At 68.9% G+C, this 16216-nt stretch carries 17 protein-coding genes and 1 tRNA gene; 13 read left to right on the forward strand and 5 right to left on the reverse strand.

What is annotated here, in order from left to right:
* Genes B043_RS0111955 through B043_RS0112000 form a run of 10 tightly spaced genes read left to right on the forward strand, consistent with a single transcriptional unit; the run spans position 1 to position 9668 of the window.
* Positions 1–888 carry a DUF1385 domain-containing protein gene (locus B043_RS0111955; RefSeq protein ID WP_413217166.1) on the forward strand — a complete coding sequence of 296 codons (888 nt, stop codon included), beginning with the start codon at positions 1–3 and terminating at the stop codon, positions 886–888.
* A complete protein-coding gene (mnmA, locus tag B043_RS0111960) occupies positions 885–1982 on the forward strand; it encodes a tRNA 2-thiouridine(34) synthase MnmA (RefSeq protein ID WP_018462174.1) in 1098 nt (365 codons plus the stop codon). Before B043_RS0111955 ends, mnmA begins: the two co-directional genes overlap by 4 nt.
* A 26-nt stretch (positions 1983–2008) precedes the next feature.
* Positions 2009–2983, forward strand: coding sequence for a PstS family phosphate ABC transporter substrate-binding protein (locus B043_RS0111965; RefSeq protein ID WP_018462175.1), 975 nt, complete (start codon positions 2009–2011; stop codon positions 2981–2983).
* 57 nt (positions 2984–3040) lie between these two features.
* The gene (gene pstC, locus B043_RS0111970) at positions 3041–3943 is read left to right on the forward strand and encodes a phosphate ABC transporter permease subunit PstC (protein ID WP_018462176.1); all 903 of its coding nucleotides are present in this window, start codon (positions 3041–3043) and stop codon (positions 3941–3943) included.
* The gene (pstA, locus tag B043_RS0111975) at positions 3936–5123 is read left to right on the forward strand and encodes a phosphate ABC transporter permease PstA (RefSeq protein WP_018462177.1); all 1188 of its coding nucleotides are present in this window, start codon (positions 3936–3938) and stop codon (positions 5121–5123) included. The genes pstC and pstA overlap by 8 nt, the downstream gene beginning before the upstream one ends.
* A complete protein-coding gene (gene pstB, locus B043_RS0111980) occupies positions 5117–5932 on the forward strand; it encodes a phosphate ABC transporter ATP-binding protein PstB (protein WP_016330103.1) in 816 nt (271 codons plus the stop codon). Before pstA ends, pstB begins: the two co-directional genes overlap by 7 nt.
* Positions 5933–5942: 10 nt before the next feature.
* The gene (locus B043_RS0111985; protein WP_018462179.1) at positions 5943–7109 is read left to right on the forward strand and encodes an MFS transporter; all 1167 of its coding nucleotides are present in this window, start codon (positions 5943–5945) and stop codon (positions 7107–7109) included.
* 2 nt (positions 7110–7111) lie between these two features.
* Entirely contained in the window at positions 7112–8143 is a 1032-nt protein-coding gene (gene recF, locus B043_RS0111990) for a DNA replication/repair protein RecF (protein ID WP_016330105.1), read from the forward strand.
* Positions 8128–8886: a DciA family protein gene (locus B043_RS0111995; protein WP_018462180.1), complete on the forward strand. Its 759-nt coding sequence runs from the start codon at positions 8128–8130 to the stop codon at positions 8884–8886. Before recF ends, B043_RS0111995 begins: the two co-directional genes overlap by 16 nt.
* 5 nt (positions 8887–8891) lie before the next feature.
* Positions 8892–9668, forward strand: coding sequence for a C40 family peptidase (locus B043_RS0112000; protein WP_018462181.1), 777 nt, complete (start codon positions 8892–8894; stop codon positions 9666–9668).
* On the opposite strand, the gene B043_RS0112005 is transcribed toward B043_RS0112000, so the two are convergent.
* Together B043_RS0112005 and B043_RS0112010 are read right to left on the reverse strand one after the other, a co-directional pair.
* Positions 9665–10585 carry a nitroreductase family protein gene (locus B043_RS0112005; protein WP_018462182.1) on the reverse strand — a complete coding sequence of 307 codons (921 nt, stop codon included), beginning with the start codon at positions 10583–10585 and terminating at the stop codon, positions 9665–9667. The genes B043_RS0112000 and B043_RS0112005 overlap by 4 nt on opposite strands.
* Before the next feature lie 5 nt (positions 10586–10590).
* Positions 10591–11718 (reverse strand): prepilin peptidase, encoded by a 1128-nt coding sequence (locus tag B043_RS0112010; RefSeq protein WP_018462183.1) that lies wholly within the window; start codon positions 11716–11718, stop codon positions 10591–10593.
* 86 nt (positions 11719–11804) lie between these two features.
* Here B043_RS0112010 and B043_RS0112015 point away from each other — a divergent pair, with 86 nt between their 5' ends.
* On the forward strand, positions 11805–12965 hold the full coding sequence (locus B043_RS0112015; protein WP_018462184.1) for an acyl-CoA dehydrogenase family protein: 1161 nt from the start codon (positions 11805–11807) through the stop codon (positions 12963–12965).
* On the opposite strand, the gene rlmN is transcribed toward B043_RS0112015, so the two are convergent.
* Entirely contained in the window at positions 12934–14025 is a 1092-nt protein-coding gene (gene rlmN / locus B043_RS0112020) for a dual-specificity RNA methyltransferase RlmN (RefSeq protein ID WP_018462185.1), read from the reverse strand. The genes B043_RS0112015 and rlmN overlap by 32 nt on opposite strands.
* An 85-nt stretch (positions 14026–14110) precedes the next feature.
* On the opposite strand from rlmN, the gene B043_RS0112025 reads away from it, so the two are divergent.
* Positions 14111–14186 (forward strand) — tRNA-Trp (locus tag B043_RS0112025).
* Positions 14187–14213: 27 nt separating this feature from the next.
* A complete protein-coding gene (locus B043_RS0112030; protein ID WP_016330112.1) occupies positions 14214–14915 on the forward strand; it encodes an FAD-dependent oxidoreductase in 702 nt (233 codons plus the stop codon).
* Here B043_RS0112030 and B043_RS0112035 read toward each other — a convergent pair.
* Together B043_RS0112035 and B043_RS0112040 are read right to left on the reverse strand one after the other, a co-directional pair.
* Positions 14832–15809 carry an A/G-specific adenine glycosylase gene (locus B043_RS0112035; RefSeq protein ID WP_026234275.1) on the reverse strand — a complete coding sequence of 326 codons (978 nt, stop codon included), beginning with the start codon at positions 15807–15809 and terminating at the stop codon, positions 14832–14834. The genes B043_RS0112030 and B043_RS0112035 overlap by 84 nt on opposite strands.
* A complete protein-coding gene (locus tag B043_RS0112040; RefSeq protein WP_018462187.1) occupies positions 15806–16216 on the reverse strand; it encodes a CoA-binding protein in 411 nt (136 codons plus the stop codon). The genes B043_RS0112035 and B043_RS0112040 overlap by 4 nt, the downstream gene beginning before the upstream one ends.

A 16216-nucleotide genomic window follows, 5' to 3' on the forward strand; every position in this document is an offset into this window, starting at 1 on the left:
ATGGGAAGGATGCTTCGGACCCTCCTTACCCAAGCCGCTTTGGGCGGGGCCGCGGCCATGGAGGGGGTCATGATGAAAGCCCCCTGGGCCTGGGCCCTGGCCGTCCGCCTCAAGAACGGGGAGATCCACGTGGAGCGCCACGAGGAGCCCGCCCTAAGCCAGCGCTACCCCTGGGCCCGCCTCCCCTTCCTCCGGGGGGTGGTGGCCCTGTGGGATGCCCTTTCCGTGAGCTACCGGGCGCTCATGCGGAGCGCGGAGCTCGCCGGGGAAGAGGAAATGCCCAAGGGGGCCCTTTGGGCCACGGTGGCGGTGAGCCTCCTCCTTGGGATTGGGCTCTTCATCGTCCTGCCCGGGGGGCTTGCGGGGCTTTTTGTGGACCCCGCCCGCCACCCCATCCTCCACAACCTCCTGGCGGGGGGGCTCAAGGTGAGCCTTTTGGTGGGCTACCTCCTCTTCATCGGCCGCATGCCGGAGATCCGCCGCTTCTTCATGTACCACGGGGCGGAGCACAAGGCCATCCACGCCTACGAAAAGGGGCTTCCCCTCACGGTGGAGAACGTCCTGGCCCAGCCCCGCTTCCACCCCCGGTGCGGAACCACCTTTTTGGTCTTTGTGGTCCTGGTCTCGGTGCTGGTCTACAGCCTCATCCCCGCCCCGGAGGTCCTGTGGTGGCGGCTCCTGGCCCGGGTCCTCTTCCTGCCCCTGGTGGCCGCCCTGGCCTTTGAGCTCCTCTACTTCTCCGCCCGCCATGAGGACCCCTTTTCCAAGGCCCTTAGGGCCCTGGGCTTCCGCTTCCAGGCCCTCACCGTGGCCGAGCCCACCCCGGACATGGTGGAGGTGGCCATCAAGAGCACGGAGGCCGCCCTGAGGCGGGAGGTGGTGGCGTGAAGCCCTCCGTCCTGGTGGCCCTCTCGGGGGGGGTGGACTCCTCCGTCTCCGCCCTCCTCCTGAAGGAGGCGGGCTACCAGGTGGTGGGGGCCATGATGCGCTTCTGGCCGGACTGGAAGGAGTTCCACACCGAGGTGGAGGAGGGGGCCTGGGAGAGCTGCTGCACCCCCGACGCGGCCTACGAGGCCCGGCGGGTGGCGGAGATGCTGGACATCCCCTTCTACCTCCTGGACTACCGGGAGGTCTTTGAGGAGCGGATCATCGGCCCCTTCCTCCAGGGCTACGCCGAGGGGAAGACCCCAAACCCCTGCGTCTTCTGCAACACCGACGTGAAGTTCGGGGCCCTCCTAAAGCACGCCAAAAGGCTCGGCCTGGACTACGTGGCCACGGGCCACTACGTGCGCCGGGAAGGGGAGGCCCTCCTCCGGGGCCTGGACCCGGAGAAGGACCAGAGCTACTTCCTCTGGGGCACCCCCAAGGAGGCCCTCCCCCACCTCCTCTTCCCGGTGGGCCACCTCACCAAGAAGGAGGTGCGGGCCCTGGCGGAGAGGGCAGGCCTCCCCACCGCCCGGAAGCCCGAAAGCCAGAACCTCTGCTTCGTGGCGGGGGACCTAAGGGGGTTCCTGCAGGAACGGCTCAAGACCCGGCCGGGCCCCATCGTGGACGCCCTCACGGGGGAGGTGGTGGGGGAGCACCAGGGGGCCAGCCTCTACACCATCGGCCAGCGGAAGGGGCTTGGCCTTTTCAAGAGCCACCTGGAGCGGTACGTGGTGGGGGTGGACCCCAAGGCCAACGTGGTCTACGTGGGGCCGAGGGAGGCGGCGCTTTGGGAGGGCCTCGAGGCCCACGGGGTCAACCTCCTCGCCGAGCTCCCCGAGGCGGTGGAGGTCCAGGTGCGCTACCGCACCCCCCCCGTGCGGGCCAAGGTGGAAAGCCTTGCCCCCTTGCGCCTCCGCTTTGAGAAGCCCCTCTTCGCGGTGGCCCCGGGGCAGAGCGCCGTCTTCTACCGGGGGGAGCGGCTTCTTGGGGGCGGGGTGATCCGCCGGGGGGTCTACAACCTGGCCGGTCTTGACCTTCTCCTGACAAAGGCCTGAGACAGTAGGGGAGGGAGGTTTTAGGTATGGCGAAGAAAGCGATCGGCCTGGTCTTGGCGGCGGCTCTCCTAGGGGTGGCCTCGGCCCAGCAGATCCGGGCGGACGGGTCCTCCACCGTCTACCCCATCACCCAGGCGGTGGCGGAGGAGTTCACCGCCCGCAACCCCAACGTAAAGGTGACCGTGGCCTTCTCCGGGACGGGGGGCGGGTTCAAGAAGTTCTGCCGCGGGGAGACGGACATCCAAGACGCCAGCCGCCCCATCAAGAAGGAGGAGCTGGAGGAGTGCACCAAAAACGGGATCCGCTTCCTTGAACTCCCTGTGGCCTACGATGCCCTCACCCTCATCATCCACCCCCAAAACACCTTCGCGGCTTGCATGAAGACGAGCGAGATCAAGGCCATCTGGGAGCCCAACAGCCGGGTGCGCACCTGGAGGGATGTCCGCCCCACGTGGCCCAACGAGCGCATCCAGCTCTTCGGGGCGGGGACGGACTCCGGCACCTTTGACTACTTCACCGAGGCCATCATGGGCAAGGCGGGGGCCATCCGCACGGACTACCAGCCCACGGAGGACGACAACGTCACCATCCGGGGGGTGGCGGGGAACCGCTACGCCCTGGGCTTCCTGGGGGTGGCCTACTACGAGGAGAACAAGGACAAGGTGAAGGCGGTGGCGGTGGACAACGGCAAAGGCTGCGTCCTGCCCACCCGGGAAAACGTCCTGAACGGCACCTACCAGCCCCTCTCCCGGCCCCTTTTCATCTACGTGAGCCTGAAGAGCCTGGAGCGCAAGGAGGTCCAGGACTTCGTGGAGTTCTACCTCTCCGCCCAGGCCCGCCGGGCCATCCGGAGCACGGGGTACATTGAGCTCCCCAGCGATGCCTACCAGGTGGTACAGGAGATCCTGAAGCGGCGCAAGACGGGGACCTTCTTCATGGACCTCCCCCCGGGCACGCCCCTCTCCAAGTTCGTGGAGGAGCTGAAGAAGGAGTTCAAGTAAGCTAGGCCCAGGAGTGGGGTGGGGGGCACCCCCCACCCCTTTAGAATGGACAGAGGCATGGACCTTCTCCGCCAGAAGCCCTCGCGAAACCCCAAGGAGATCCTCACCTACCTCCTCCTCCTCCTCCTCTCCTCCGTCACCCTCCTCACCACCTTGGGCGTGGTGGTGACCCTCCTTCTGGACGTGGCGGAGTTCTTCCGCCGGGTGCCCCTCTTAGAGTTCCTCTTCGCCCCCGAGTGGACCCCCCTTTTCGCCGAGCCCCGCTACGGCATCGCCCCCCTCCTGGCGGGCACCTTCCTGGTCACGGCCATCGCCCTCCTGGTGGCCGTACCCCTGGGGCTTATGCTGGCCATCTACATCTCGGAGTACGCCCCCCACCGGGTACGGGCCCGCATCATGGGGACGCTGGAACTCTTTGAGGGCATCCCCACCGTGGTCTTCGGCTACTTTGCCCTCCTCTTCGTGACCCCGCTTCTCCAGCGCTTCATCCCCGGGCTCAGCATCTTCAACCCCCTCTCCGCGGGGCTGGTGATGGGCTTCGCCATCGTCCCCTACGTCTCCAACGTGGCCGCGGACGCCATGCAGGCCGTGCCCCGCTCCATCCGGGAAGCGGCCTACGCCCTGGGGGCTAGGCCCTACGAGGTGGCCCTCAAGGTGGTCTTCCCCGCGGCCATCTCGGGGATCGTGGCGGCCATCATCCTGGCCACCAGCCGGGCCATCGGGGAGACCATGATCGTGGCCATCGCCGCGGGGCAGCGGCCCACCCTCACCCTGGACCCCCGGGAGACCATCGCCACCATGACCAGCTACATCGTCCAGGCGGCCACCGGGGACCAGCCCGCGGGCTCCACGGCCTCCTTGGCCCTTTTCGCTGTGGGGTTCACCCTCTTCCTCCTCACCCTCCTCCTCAACATCCTGGCCCAGTACGTGGTGGAACGGTATCGGGAGCGTTATGAATAGGGCGTTCGGCCAAGACCCTTGGAAAGCGCGCATAGACCGCACCTTCGCCCGGGCCCTGGTCCTGCCCCTCCTCTTGGCCTTTCTGCTCCTCGCCACCCTCCTGGGGGACACCCTCTACCGGAGCTTCTCCGTCCAGGTGGTAGGGGGGGAGGGGGCCGGGCGCACCTACCCCTTGGGGACCCCCTGGGAGACCCTGGTGAAGGAGCGCCTCCTGGCCGAGGGGTACCTGGAGGAGGAGGTCCAGGAGCTCCTCCAAGACCCAAAGGAGCGCCGGGCCCTTTGGCTCCAGAACCGGGTGGAGCTCATGCCCCTGACCCACGAAGGCCCCTTCCGTCTGGTCCTCACGGGCCTCTACGACGAGCGGCTTGGGGACTATAGCCTCCTCCAGGGCCTCCGGCGCTGGGAGGAGCTTAAGGCCTCCTTGGGGGAAGGGGAGCGGCTGGTCCTGAACCCCTGGCTGGACGCCTCCTTCCTCACCCGCTACCCCTCCCGGAGCCCCCTTCTCGCAGGGATCGCCCCGGCCATCGTGGGCACCCTATGGGTCCTGGGCCTGGCCCTCCTCATCGCCATCCCCGTGGGGGTGGGCACGGCCATCCTCCTGGAGGAGTACCTGCGCCAGGGGCGCCTGAGCCGCATCCTCGAGGTGAACCTGAGGAACCTGGCCGGGGTGCCCTCCATCGTCTACGGCCTCCTCGGCCTGGCCCTCTTCGTGCGGGGCTTTGGCTTCGGCCCCACGGTGCTGGCCGCAAGCTTTACCTTGGCCCTTCTCGGCATCCCGGTCATCGTGGTCACCTCCCGGGAGGCCCTAAGGAGCGTGCCCGACTCCATCCGCCAGGCGGCCTTCGCCCTGGGGGCCACCCGGCGCCAGGTGGTCTTCCGCACCGTGGTCCCCGCCGCCTTGCCCGGGATGGTCACGGGGGTCATCCTCTCCGCCGCCCGGCTCATCGGGGAGGCGGCCCCCCTCCTCCTGGTGGGGGCGGCGGCCTACGTGCCCTACATTCCCTCCGGGCCCCTCTCGGAGTACACGGTGATCCCGGTGCAGATCTACCTCTGGGTCAGCCAGAACCAGCCCGAGTTCGCCCGGGTGGCCGCGGCGGGCATCCTGGTGATGCTCATGGTGCTTTCCGTCCTCTACCTGGCCGCCCTTTACCTTAGGAACCGCTTCAGGAGGGAATGGTGAGCCTAGAAATGCTCAAGGACCACGAGACGGTGCGCACCGCGCCCGTCTCCGAGGCCGAGGCCCTGGTGGACGTGCGGAACCTCAGCCTCTGGTACGGCCCCAAGCAGGCCCTTTACGGGATCAGCGTGCGCTTCCCCAAGAACCAGGTCACGGCCATCATCGGCCCCTCGGGGTGCGGGAAGAGCACCCTCTTGCGCTCCCTAAACCGCATGAACGACCTGGTCCCTGGGGTGCGGGTGGAGGGGGAGGTCCTCTACGAAGGGGTGAACATCTACGACCCCCGGGTGGACCCCGTGGCCGTAAGGCGGCACATCGGCATGGTCTTCCAGAAGCCCAACCCCTTCCCCAAGACCATCTTTGAGAACGTGGCCTTTGGCCTCCGGCTTCTTGGGGTGAAGGGAAGCGAGCTGGAGGACCGGGTGGTGGAGGCCCTGAAGCGGGCCGCCCTCTGGGAGGAGGTGAAGGACCGCTTCAAGAAGGAAAGCGGCCTGAGGCTTTCGGGAGGCCAGCAGCAGCGCCTTTGCATCGCCCGGGCCATCGCCGTGGAACCCCCCCTCCTCCTCATGGACGAGCCCACGAGCGCCCTGGACCCCATCGCCACCCAGGCCATAGAGGACCTGATCCTGGAGCTCAAGAGCCGCTACACCGTGGTCATCGTCACCCACAACATGCAGCAGGCGGCCCGGGTCTCCGACCGGACCCTTTTCATGCACCTAGGGGTCCTGGTGGAGGAAGGCCCCACGGAGGAGCTCTTCACCAAGCCCAAGCACCCCTACACGGAGGCCTACATCACGGGGCGGTTCGGCTAAACTCTAGGGCATGCCGCCCCTTGCCCTCCTCTTCCTCACCCTCTTCAACAGCATCCTAGGGCTTTCCATCCTCTTCCCCATCCTGGGGCCCTTGGGCCGGGCCCTGGGGCTATCCGAGCCTCAGGTGGGGGCCTTCTCCACCGCCTACGCCCTTTTGCAGTTCCTCCTCGCCCCTTACTGGGGCCGGCGGAGCGAAGGGGGGCGCAAGCCCGTCCTCCTCGTGGGGATCTTGGGCTTCGCCCTAAGCTTTTTCCTCTTTGGGCTCTTCGCCTTTTTGGGCTTCAAGGGGGTGCTCACGGGGTGGGGGCTTTTCCTGGCCCTTCTCCTCGCCCGCCTCCTTGGGGGGGCCTTCTCCTCCGCCACCCTGCCCACGGCCCAGGCCTACGTGGCGGACGTTACGGGAAGGGAGGAGCGCACCGGGGGGATGGCCCTTTTGGGGGCGGCCTTCGGGCTTGGGGTCATCCTGGGGCCCGCCTTGGGAGCCGGGCTCGCCTCCCTCTTCGGCCTCCTCGCCCCCGTGTTCTTCTCCGCGGGGCTCGCCCTCTTGAACGCCCTCTTCGTCCATCTGGCCCTGCCGGAGTCCCGGGGCAAGGTGACAAGGGAGCCGGCCCGGCTTTCCCCCTGGGACCGCCGGGTCTTCCCCCTCCTCCTCCTGGGCTTCGCCCTGAACCTCTCCAGTGTGGCCCTGGAGCAGACGGTGGCCTTCCACTTCCAGGACCGCCTGGGCCTGGACGCTCTAAAGACCGCGCAACGGGTGGGCCTCGCCCTCTTCTTCTACGGGCTGGTGGCCGTTTTCATCCAGGGCTTCCTGGTGCGGGCCCTGCGCCCACCCCCGAGGGTGCTCCTCCTCCTGGGCCTACCCGTGGGGGCCTTAGGCTTCCTGGTCCTGGCCTTTGGGCAGGGGTTCTGGGCCCTGGCCTTGGGCCTGGTCCTCCAGGGGGCGGGGCAGGCCCTGGCCGCCCCGGGGGTCACCGCCGCCCTTTCCCTAGCCGTGGGGGAGGAGGAGCAAGGGGCGGTGGCGGGGCTCAGCAGCGCCGCCCAGGCCCTGGGGCGGATGCTCGGGCCCCTTCTCGGCACGGGGCTTTACCAACTCTTTCCCGAGGGGCCCTACCTCCTGGGGGCCTTTTTGCTCCTCCTGGCCCTCCTCGGCCTTAGGGCCCTTAAGGGGCGCCCTTAGCCATGCGGCTTCTCCTCTTCCGGCAACGGAACTTCCGCAACCTGGCCCTTACGGCCTACCGCCCCCCCGAGGGGCTTTCCGCGGTGGTGGGGGGGAACGCCCAGGGCAAGACCAACCTCCTAAGGGGGATCCACCTCCTCCTCACGGGGGAGATGGAGGGAGGCCTCCAGGACCAGATCCGCTTCGGGGAAGGGGAGGCCTGGCTGTGGGGCGAGGTGGAGACCGCCTTAGGGGTCTTCCGCCTCGAGGCCACCCTCACCCTCGAGGGGCGCACCTTCCGGATCAACGAGAAGCCCACGGGGCTTAAAGGGCTCCTGGAGCTTCCGGGCTCCGTCCTCCTTTCCCCGGAGGACGTGGAGGTGGTCCTGGGCAGCCGGGAGGCCCGGCGGGGCTTTCTGGACCGGCTGATCGCCCGCTTCTCCGCCCGGTATGGGGGGCTCCTTTCCGCCTACGAGAAGGTCCTAAGGCAACGGAACGCCCTCCTGCGCCAGGGGGGAAACGGCCTTTCCGCCTGGGACCAGGCCCTGGCCCGCTACGGGGAGGAGATCATGGCCTATAGGAGGCGCTTCCTCGCCCGCTTCCTGCCCATCCTGGAGGAGGTCCACGCCGCCTTGGGGGGAAAAGGGGTGGGGGTGGACCTGGAAGAGACCGCAGGCCAGGGGCTTCTGGAAGCCCTGAAGGCCACGGCCAAGGAGGAGCGGGAGCGGGGCCAGACCCTGGTGGGGCCGCATCGGGACGACCTCCTTTTCCTCCTTGCGGGCCGGCCCGCCCATCGCTTCGCAAGCCGCGGCGAGGCCAAAACCCTGGCCCTCGCCTTAAGGCTTGCGGAGCACCGCCTCCTCTGGCAACACCACGAGGAGCCCCCTCTCCTCCTCCTGGACGAGTGGAGCGAGGAGCTGGACGAGGCCCGGCAAAAGGCCCTTTTGGCCTACGCTCGAGGCCTCCCCCAGGCCATCCTGGCGGGGCTCAGCGCCCCAGAGGGGGTGCCGGTATGCTGGATGGAGGGGGGGGTGGTGCTGTGCCCTGGCGGCTGAAGGAGGCGGTGCCCCTGGCCCTAGGCCAGGCGGGAAGCCGGGCCAGGCTGGAGCGGGCCCTCGTCCTCGCCTACTGGAAGGAGGCGGTGGGGAAGGAGCTCGCCCAGCTCACCGAGGCCGTGGCCTTAGAGGATGGGGTCCTCACCGTGCTGGTGGGGGATGCGGTCTTGGCCCACCAGCTCACCTACCGCCGGCTGGATCTTCTCCAGCGCTTTTCCGCCCGCTTTCCCGGGAAGGTGCGGGAGATCCGCTTCCGGGTGGGGCCCCTGGAGGCCCCTCCGCCGGAGGAAAGCCCCCAGGAAGAGCCCCTCACCCCCGCCCTTTTGCAAAAGGCCCGGGCCCTGGCCGAGGCCGCGCCCCCAGAGCTTCGGGAAAAGGCGGAGCGGGCCGCCCTGGCCCTCTTGAAAAGGCAGCGGGGAAACCCCTGCCCCATCTGCCAGACCCCAAGCGAGAAGAGCCCTTGCCCCACCTGCCGCCGCCACCTGCAAAGCCCCCTGGTGGCCAAGGAGGCCGAGAGGCTCGCCCGGGGAAAGCCCCCCAGGCTTTCCGGCGAGGCCCTCCTGGCCGCCCGGCACCTGGCCCGGGAAAAGCTTCTCTCCGAACTTCGGGGCCTCTACCCCGTGGCCCTGAAGGAGCCCGAGTTCTGGCCACTTCTCAAGGACCTAGCCCGGCGCTTCCAGGCCCTCTTTCCCGAAGAAGCCCTGCCCGATGGGGTGCAAAGCCTCCTCAAGCGGATAGAATAGGACCAATGCGCCTCCTCCTACCTTTCCTCTTGGGCCTGGCCCTGGCTCAGGGGGAGCTCACCCACGTGGTGGCCCCGGGGGAAACCCTCTTTTCCATCGCCCGGCGCTACGGGACCACGGTGGAGGAGCTCCAAAGGCTAAACGGGCTTTCGGACTTCCTCATCCGGCCTGGGCAGGTCCTCAAGGTGGGCCCAGCGCAGGCCCCCACCCATGTGGTGGCCGCCGGGGAGACCCTCTTCTCCATCGCCCGGCGCTACGGGACCACGGTGGAGGCCCTAAAGGCCCTGAACGGCCTACAGGACGAAACCCTAAAGGTGGGCCAGGTCCTCCGCCTACCCTCTACCGCACCCGAGCCTCCGGGCGCCCCCTCTGGGGCCCCCCTAGAAGAAGAAGAGGCCCTGGACCCCGAAAGCCCCCTCCTCCGGGCCGTGCTCCGCTATTTGGGCGTGCCCTACAGGTACGGGGCCAACTCCCCCCTGGCCCTGGACTGCTCCGCCTTCGTGGCCCAGGTCTACGCGGAGCTCGGGGTGGGCCTGCCCCGCACCACCAAGGAGCAGTGGAACGCCCTGCCCCAGGCGGAGGGCCTAAAGCCCGGGGACCTGGTCTTCTTCAGCTTCGGCGGGCGGGAGGTGGACCACGTGGGGGTGTACCTGGGCCGGGGGGTCTTCGCCCACGCCAGCAGCTACGGGAGCCGGGTGGTCATCGAGAGCCTCGAGGCCCCCTTTTACCAGAAGGCCTACCGGGGGGCCCGGAGGCCCCCCCTCCCCGAGGCAACCCGCTAAGGCCAGGAAGGCTTCCGCCCCCGGGCCTTTTCCAGGGCCTCCCAAAGGGCCTCCCCCGGGGCGCCTTCCCCGCGGAAGGCCTCGGTTTCCCGTTCCACCCAGGCCTCCCCCTTTCGGAAGAGCACCCCCCGGGCCTCCGCCAAGGCCTCCCCGATGAGGGCCCCCAGGGAGTAGGCCCGGGCCCCTTGGGGCAGGTCGGGGTCCAGGCCCTGGCGCACCAGGGCGCGGCCGTAGGGGGCCTCCCGCTCGGCCATGGTCCCTCCCTGGGCGAAGTAGCGCCGGAGGACCCGGCCCCAGTCCCCCACCCGGCTGTAGGGGGCCATGGCCCCGTAGGCGGCCTCGAGGTCCTCCGAGGTATAGGGGCGGTAGCGGTTCTCGTGGACCACCAGGGCCCGGGGGAGCCTGGGCCTGGGGGGGCCCTCCTCGTCGGGCACGCCCACCGCCAGCCCCACCGCGGGGAGGACCCCCGGGGGAAGGGCGAGAAGGTCCACCAGGGCCTCCACCCCACCCAGCACCCCCCCGATGAAGCAAACCCCATACCCCAGGCTCTCCGCGGTAAGGGCCAGGTAGGCGGCGGCCAGGGCCGCGTCCATGAGGGCGAAGTGGAGGGCGGTGCGGGGCCAGAAGGCCATGGCCTCGCCCCGGTGGGCGAGGAGCCGCTCCAGCCGGTGAATGTCCGCCAGGAAAACGAAAAACTCCGCCGCTTGGCGGATGTGCTCCTGCTCCCCGGAAAGCCGGGCCACCTCCCTTCGCAGCTCGGGGTCCGTGATTCGGATAACGGAGTAGAGCTGGGCGCTGGCGTCCGTGGGGGCGCGCTGCAGGGCAAAGAGGAGCTTCTCCAGGTCCTCTTCAGGGAGGGGCACCGGCTTGAACCGGCGCACGCTCCGCCTGCGCTTCAGGGCTTCCAACACCTCCACGCCCCCTAGCTTACGCCGAGGTGGGCCAGGTAGGCCCGCACCAGGGCCTCCCCATAGAAGAAGGCCACCACCCCCCCCAGGGCCAGGTGGGGCCCGAAGGGAAGGGTGCGCTTCCTAAGGAGAAGGCCAAAGAGGGCCCCGGAAAAGACCCCAAGGAACAGGGCGAGGAGGGCGTAGGGCCCAAGCCAGGCCCCCAGGGCCCCCATGAGCTTCACGTCCCCGTAGCCCATGGCGATGGGCTCTTCTTCCCCTTCCGTTTCCCCGGGACCCCCCCTAAAGGCCCAGTAGAGCCCCCCCGCCAGGGCCAGCCCCCCGGCGGCGATGAGCCCCCCCTTCAGGGCGGCCAGGGCGGCAAGCCCCTCCCACCCTTCTCCCCAGAGGTTCCCCAGGGGCGGGAAGAGAAGGGGGGCCAGGGGGATCAAGGGGAAAAGGGGAAGGGTAAGCCGGTCGGGGAGGACCACCGGCCTCCCGGTGCGGGCGGAAAGAGCCCAGGAGAGGAAGGCCAAGGCCATCCCCACCCCCGGGCCCAAGAGGGCCCCCAAGAGGGCCGCCATGTGCACCTGGTGGGGCCCTACGGGCACCTCCGGCCTCCCCTCCCCAAAGCGCCTCAGGAAAAAGGCCCCGTACCCCGCGATGAGGGCCATAAGGCCCGCGGAGAGAAGCGCCCCGTCCAGGGCCCCAAGGTTAGCCCCTTCGGGCTGAAAGGGAAGGGGAAAGCGGAAGGCCCAGGCCCCCACGAGGCCCAGGAGGAGAAGGCCGTAGGTCAGAGGGTCGGGGAGCTCGTAGGTGTCCAGGTCTATGAAGGCCAGGGCCACCAGGAAGGACAGGAACAGGAAGGTGAAGAGGGCCTCGAGGCTGGGAGGAAAGCGGAGGGCGGTGAGGAGGAAAAGCCCCCCGGTGAGCCCCTCCACCAGGGGGTAGCGGGGGGAGATGGGCCCCTGGCAGTAGCGGCACCGCCCCCTCAAGGCGAGGTAGGAGAAGACGGGAAGGAGGTCCAGGGGGGAAAGCGTACGCCTGCAATGGGGGCAGCGGCTCCGCCCGCCCAAGGTCTCCCCTTTGGGAAGGCGGTGGATCACCACATTGAGGAAGGAACCCACGGCAAGGCCCAGGAGGAAGGCCAAAAGGGGCCACATGGGGGCCATTTTACGGGAAGGGGTCCGCCTCCCCTACCTGTGACGGATTTTCACATTTAGGTGCTAAACAGTCATATAATGTCCCCATGGCCCTGTGGTTTGAAGAGAGCCAGGAAGAGCGGCAGGTGCTCGGGCCTTTCCGCGAGTTCTTGAAGGCCGAGGTGGCAGAAGGGGCGGCGGAGCGGGACCGCACGGGGGCCTTCCCCTGGGAGCTGGTGCGGAAGCTTTCCGAGTTCGGGGTCTTCGGGGCCACGGTCCCTGAGGCCTACGGGGGGGCAGGGCTTTCCACCCGGCTTTTCGCCCGCATGGTGGAGGAGATCGCCTACGTGGACGGGGCCTTGGCCCTCACCGTGGCCAGCCACAACTCCCTGGCCACGGGGCACATCCTCCTGGCGGGGAACGAGCGGCAGAAGGCCCTTTTCCTCCCCAAGCTGGCCTCGGGGGAGGCCCTCGGGGCCTGGGGCCTCACCGAGCCGGGGGCGGGTTCGGACGCGGCGGGCCTCAAGACCCGGGCCGAGCCCGTGGCCGGGGGGTTTATCCTAAACGGCACCAAGCAGTTCATCACCCAGGGGAGCGTGGCCGGGGTCTACGTGATCATGGCCCGCACCGACCCGCCTGTGGGGGAGAAGCGGCACCTGGGGATCTCCGCCTTCGCCTTCTTCCGCCCCGAAAAGGGCCTAAAGGTGGGGCGGAAGGAGGAAAAGCTTGGGCTTAACGCCTCCGACACCGCCCAGCTCCTCCTGGAAGACCTCTTCCTACCGGAGGAGGCCCTCCTTGGGGAGCGGGGCAAGGCCTTCTACGATGTCTTAAGGGTGCTGGATGGGGGCCGCATCGGCATCGCCGCCATGGCCGTGGGCCTGGGGCGGGCCGCCTTGGACTACGCCCTCCGCTACGCCAAGGAGCGGGAGGCCTTCGGCAGGCCCATCGCCGAGTTCCAGGGGGTTTCCTTTAAGCTGGCCGAGATGGCCACGGAGCTGGAGGCCGCAAGGCTCCTCTACCTGAAGGCGGCGGAGCTCAAGGACGCGGGGCGGCCCTTCGCCCTCGAGGCCGCCCAGGCCAAGCTCTTCGCCAGCGAGGTGGCGGTGAAGGCCTGCGACGAGGCCATCCAGATCCTGGGGGGCTACGGGTACATCAAGGACTACCCCGTGGAGCGCTACTGGCGGGACGCCCGCCTCACCCGCATCGGGGAGGGGACGAGCGAAGTTCTAAAGGTGGTCATCGCCCGGCGTCTTCTGGAAGGGGTTTAAAGGTTAGGGCCTGGGGGGTCCTAAGGGCCAGCTGGCCGCAGGCCGCCCCCACGTCCTGCCCCCGGCTGAAGCGGATGGAGGTGGGGATGCCCTGTCGCTTAAGCTCCTCCGCGAAGGCCAGGATGCCCGCTTTGGGGGTGCCCTTCACCGGGGCGCCGGGCCAGGGGTTGAAGGGGATGAGGTTCACGTGGGCGCTTAGCCCCTTTAAGAGCCTGGAGAGAAGCCGGGCCTGCCAGGGGTGGTCGTTGAGCCCCTGGAGGAGGGTGTACTCAAAGGTCACCCGGCGCTTGGTCTTGGCGTAGTAGGCCCGCACCGCTTCCATGATCTCGGCGATGGGGTAGCGGTGGGCGGTGGGGATGATCTTCTTCCGGGTCTCGTCGTCGGGGGCGTGGAGGGAGAGGGCGAGGCGGATCCCCAAGTCCTCCTCGGCCAAGCGGTAGATCCCCCGGGGGATGCCCACGGTGGAGAGGGTGATGCGCCGGGGGCTCATGGCCAGGCCCTTGGGGTGGAGCATGGTGCGCACCGCCTTGAGGACGTTGGTGAGGTTTAGGAGGGGCTCCCCCATGCCCATGAGGACCACGTTGCGGATCTCCCGGGGGGAGATCCCCTGGTGGTAGGCGATGGCTAGGAGCTGGTCCAGGATCTCCGCCGCGGTGAGGTTGCGGCCGAAGCCCAAGGCCCCCGTGGCGCAGAAGGTGCACCCCGCGGGGCAGCCCACCATGCTGGAGAGGCAGACCGTCTTGCGGTTCTCGTAGGGCATGTAGACGGCCTCGGTCTTCTTTCCGTCCAGAAGGGTGAAGAGGTACTTGACGCTCCCATCCCGGCTCGGGTAGGCCTCCACCAGGGCGAACTCGGAGATGCGCCACTCCTGGGCTAGGGCCTCCCGGAGCCCTCTAGGGAGGTCGGTCATCTCGGAAAACTCCCGCACCCCCCGGGCGTAGAGCCAGTGGGCGATCTGGGCCTTGCGGTAGCCCTCGCCCGGGAGCTCCTCGGGGGTAAGTTCCAGGATGGGCTTCATGGGTAGGGCCTCAGGCCGAAAGGGGCGCGCGTCGTCGGCCATCCCCCTATTCTAGGGGGGAAAGAGGCAAGGGCGCAACCGCCCCCCTTGGCCTAATCGGGGGGATGTGCTAGAATCCCCTAGGCGGGGGCCGTTAGCTCAACTGGCAGAGCACCGGTCTCCAAAACCGGGGGTTGGAGGTTCGAGTCCTTCACGGCCCGCCACATCGCCCCTCCGGGGGCCTTTTTGTTATGGGGAACTACCAGGTGCTCATCGTGGGGGCGGGCTTCGCGGGGAGCGAGGCCGCCCACCGGCTGGCCGGGCGGGGGGTGCGGGTGGGCCTCCTCACCCAGAGCCTGGACTCGGTGATGATGCCCTTCCTCCCCCCGCGCCCGCCTTTTCCCAAGGGGAGCCTCCTGGAAGCGGCCTACGACCCGGAGGACCCCCGGGTCTGGGCCTTCCACGCCCGGGCCAAGGCCCGCCTCGAGGCCCAGGCCCCCCACCTCCACCTCTTCCAGGCCACGGCCACGGGCCTCCTCCTGGAAGGGAACAAGGTGGTGGGGGTGAGGACCTGGGAGGGGCCGGTGGCGCGGGGGGAACGGGTGGTCCTGGCGGTGGGGAGCTTTCTTGGGGCGAGGCTCCGGATGGGGGAGGTGGAGGAGGAGGCGGGGCGGCTTTCCGAGGCCAGCTACCCCGACCTTTACGAAGACCTCCTCCGCCTGGGCTTCCGCTTCGTGGAACGGGAGGGGGCGGTGCCCGACACCCCCACCACCCCGGGCTACCGGGTGCGCTACCGGGCCTTCCACCCCGAGGAGTGGGAGGAGGCCACCTTCCGCCTCAGGCGCCTAGCGAACCTCTACGGGGTGGGCCTATGCGTCCTGGAAGGGGACTACGCCCGCATGAGCGAGGAAGGCCTCCGCCTGGCGGAGCACCTTCTCCGTGAGCTTGGGTAGGGGCTTGGCCCTGGGGTCCGCCCCTTCCCCCTCCCAAAGGGCGGCGTAGACCCTAAGGAAGAGGCGGCGGTGGGTGAGTTCGTGGCGCACCTCCCCCACGTACGAAGGCTCCACGCCGAAGGCCCTGGCCCTTGCCCCAAGCTCCTCCTCCGGGAAGGTGGGAACCCCGTAGAGCCCCCGGAAGCGGCCCTTCTGGGGTTCCAAATAGACCCCCTTCCGCCCCCAGAGGACGAGGGCGGCCAGGCGCTCCTCCCGCTTGGCCCTGGCCCTCGCCTTGGGGTAGCGCTGGGGAGCCTTTTGCCCTTGGCAGAAGGCCCCCAAGGGGCAGGCGGGGCAAAGAGGGCGTTTAGGGCGGCAGACCGTGGCCCCAAGCTCCATGAGGGCCTGGTTCCACACCCCGGGGTCCCCCTCCTCGGGCAGGAGGGCCTGGGCCAGGGCCTGGAGGGCCTTGGGGGTGGGGGACTCCAGGGCGAAGAGCCGGGCCAACACGCGGCGCACGTTCCCGTCCACCGCGGCCACCCGTTCCCCAAAACCCATGGAGGCCACCGCGGCCGCGGTGTAGGGGCCGAGGCCGGGGAGTTCCTTAAGCTCCTCGTAGCTTCGGGGCAGGGCCTCCGCCGCCTGGCTCACGCGGTGGAGGTGCTCCGCCCGGCGGTAGTACCCCACCCCGGCCCACACCCTTAAGACCTCCTCCAGGGGGGCCTCCCGAAGGGCCTTCAGGGTGGGAAAGCGCTCCAGGAAGCGGCGGTAGTAGGGTATGGCCTGCTCCACCCGGGTCTGCTGGAGGAGGACCTCGGAGAGGAGGATGCGGTAGGGGTCCTTCTCCCCCCGCCAGGGGAGGGGACGCTTCGCCCCCTCGTACCAGGCGAGGAGGGCCTCCTGGAGCGCCCTCAGGTCCCCAAGAGGCGCCTGTGCTCCACCATCAGGCATCGGTCCACCACCAGGGGGATACCCGCCCCTAGGAGGGCCTCCTCCACCGTAGGGTTCCGGATCCCCACCTGGAGCCAGACCAGGCCCGGCCTCAGGGCCAGGATCTCGGGGAGGTGGGCGGGAAGGGCCTCCCCGGGGCGGAAGACGTCCAGGATGTCCACGGGCTCCTGGATTTCCTGGAGGTTCCCCAAAACCCTCTCCCCAAAAAGCTCCTCCCCCGCAAAGCGAGGGTTCACGGGCAGGATGCGGTAGCCCGCCTGGAAGAGGTACCGGGGCACGTAGAAGGCGGGGCGGGCAGGGTCCTTGTGGGCCCCTAGGACGGCCACCGTGCGGGCTTTGCGCAAGCGCTCCTTCAAAAGGGTTTCCTCCAT

This window comes from Thermus oshimai DSM 12092, assembly GCF_000373145.1.
GTDB classification, from domain to species: domain Bacteria; phylum Deinococcota; class Deinococci; order Deinococcales; family Thermaceae; genus Thermus; species Thermus oshimai.

Bases quoted from the DNA above. Each gene is read 5' to 3' on its own strand.
- B043_RS0111955 (WP_413217166.1), top strand. From the start codon at position 1: ATGGGAAGGATGCTTCGGACCCTCCTTACCCAAGCCGCTTTGGGCGGG.
- B043_RS0111965 (WP_018462175.1), top strand. From the start codon at position 2,009: ATGGCGAAGAAAGCGATCGGCCTGGTCTTGGCGGCGGCTCTCCTAGGG.
- pstC (WP_018462176.1), top strand. From the start codon at position 3,041: ATGGACCTTCTCCGCCAGAAGCCCTCGCGAAACCCCAAGGAGATCCTC.
- pstA (WP_018462177.1), top strand. From the start codon at position 3,936: ATGAATAGGGCGTTCGGCCAAGACCCTTGGAAAGCGCGCATAGACCGC.
- pstB (WP_016330103.1), top strand. From the start codon at position 5,117: ATGGTGAGCCTAGAAATGCTCAAGGACCACGAGACGGTGCGCACCGCG.
- B043_RS0111985 (WP_018462179.1), top strand. From the start codon at position 5,943: ATGCCGCCCCTTGCCCTCCTCTTCCTCACCCTCTTCAACAGCATCCTA.
- recF (WP_016330105.1), top strand. From the start codon at position 7,112: ATGCGGCTTCTCCTCTTCCGGCAACGGAACTTCCGCAACCTGGCCCTT.
- B043_RS0112000 (WP_018462181.1), top strand. From the start codon at position 8,892: ATGCGCCTCCTCCTACCTTTCCTCTTGGGCCTGGCCCTGGCTCAGGGG.
- B043_RS0112010 (WP_018462183.1), bottom strand. From the start codon at position 11,718: ATGTGGCCCCTTTTGGCCTTCCTCCTGGGCCTTGCCGTGGGTTCCTTC.
- B043_RS0112015 (WP_018462184.1), top strand. From the start codon at position 11,805: ATGGCCCTGTGGTTTGAAGAGAGCCAGGAAGAGCGGCAGGTGCTCGGG.
- rlmN (WP_018462185.1), bottom strand. From the start codon at position 14,025: ATGGCCGACGACGCGCGCCCCTTTCGGCCTGAGGCCCTACCCATGAAG.
- B043_RS0112030 (WP_016330112.1), top strand. From the start codon at position 14,214: ATGGGGAACTACCAGGTGCTCATCGTGGGGGCGGGCTTCGCGGGGAGC.
- B043_RS0112040 (WP_018462187.1), bottom strand. From the start codon at position 16,216: ATGGAGGAAACCCTTTTGAAGGAGCGCTTGCGCAAAGCCCGCACGGTG.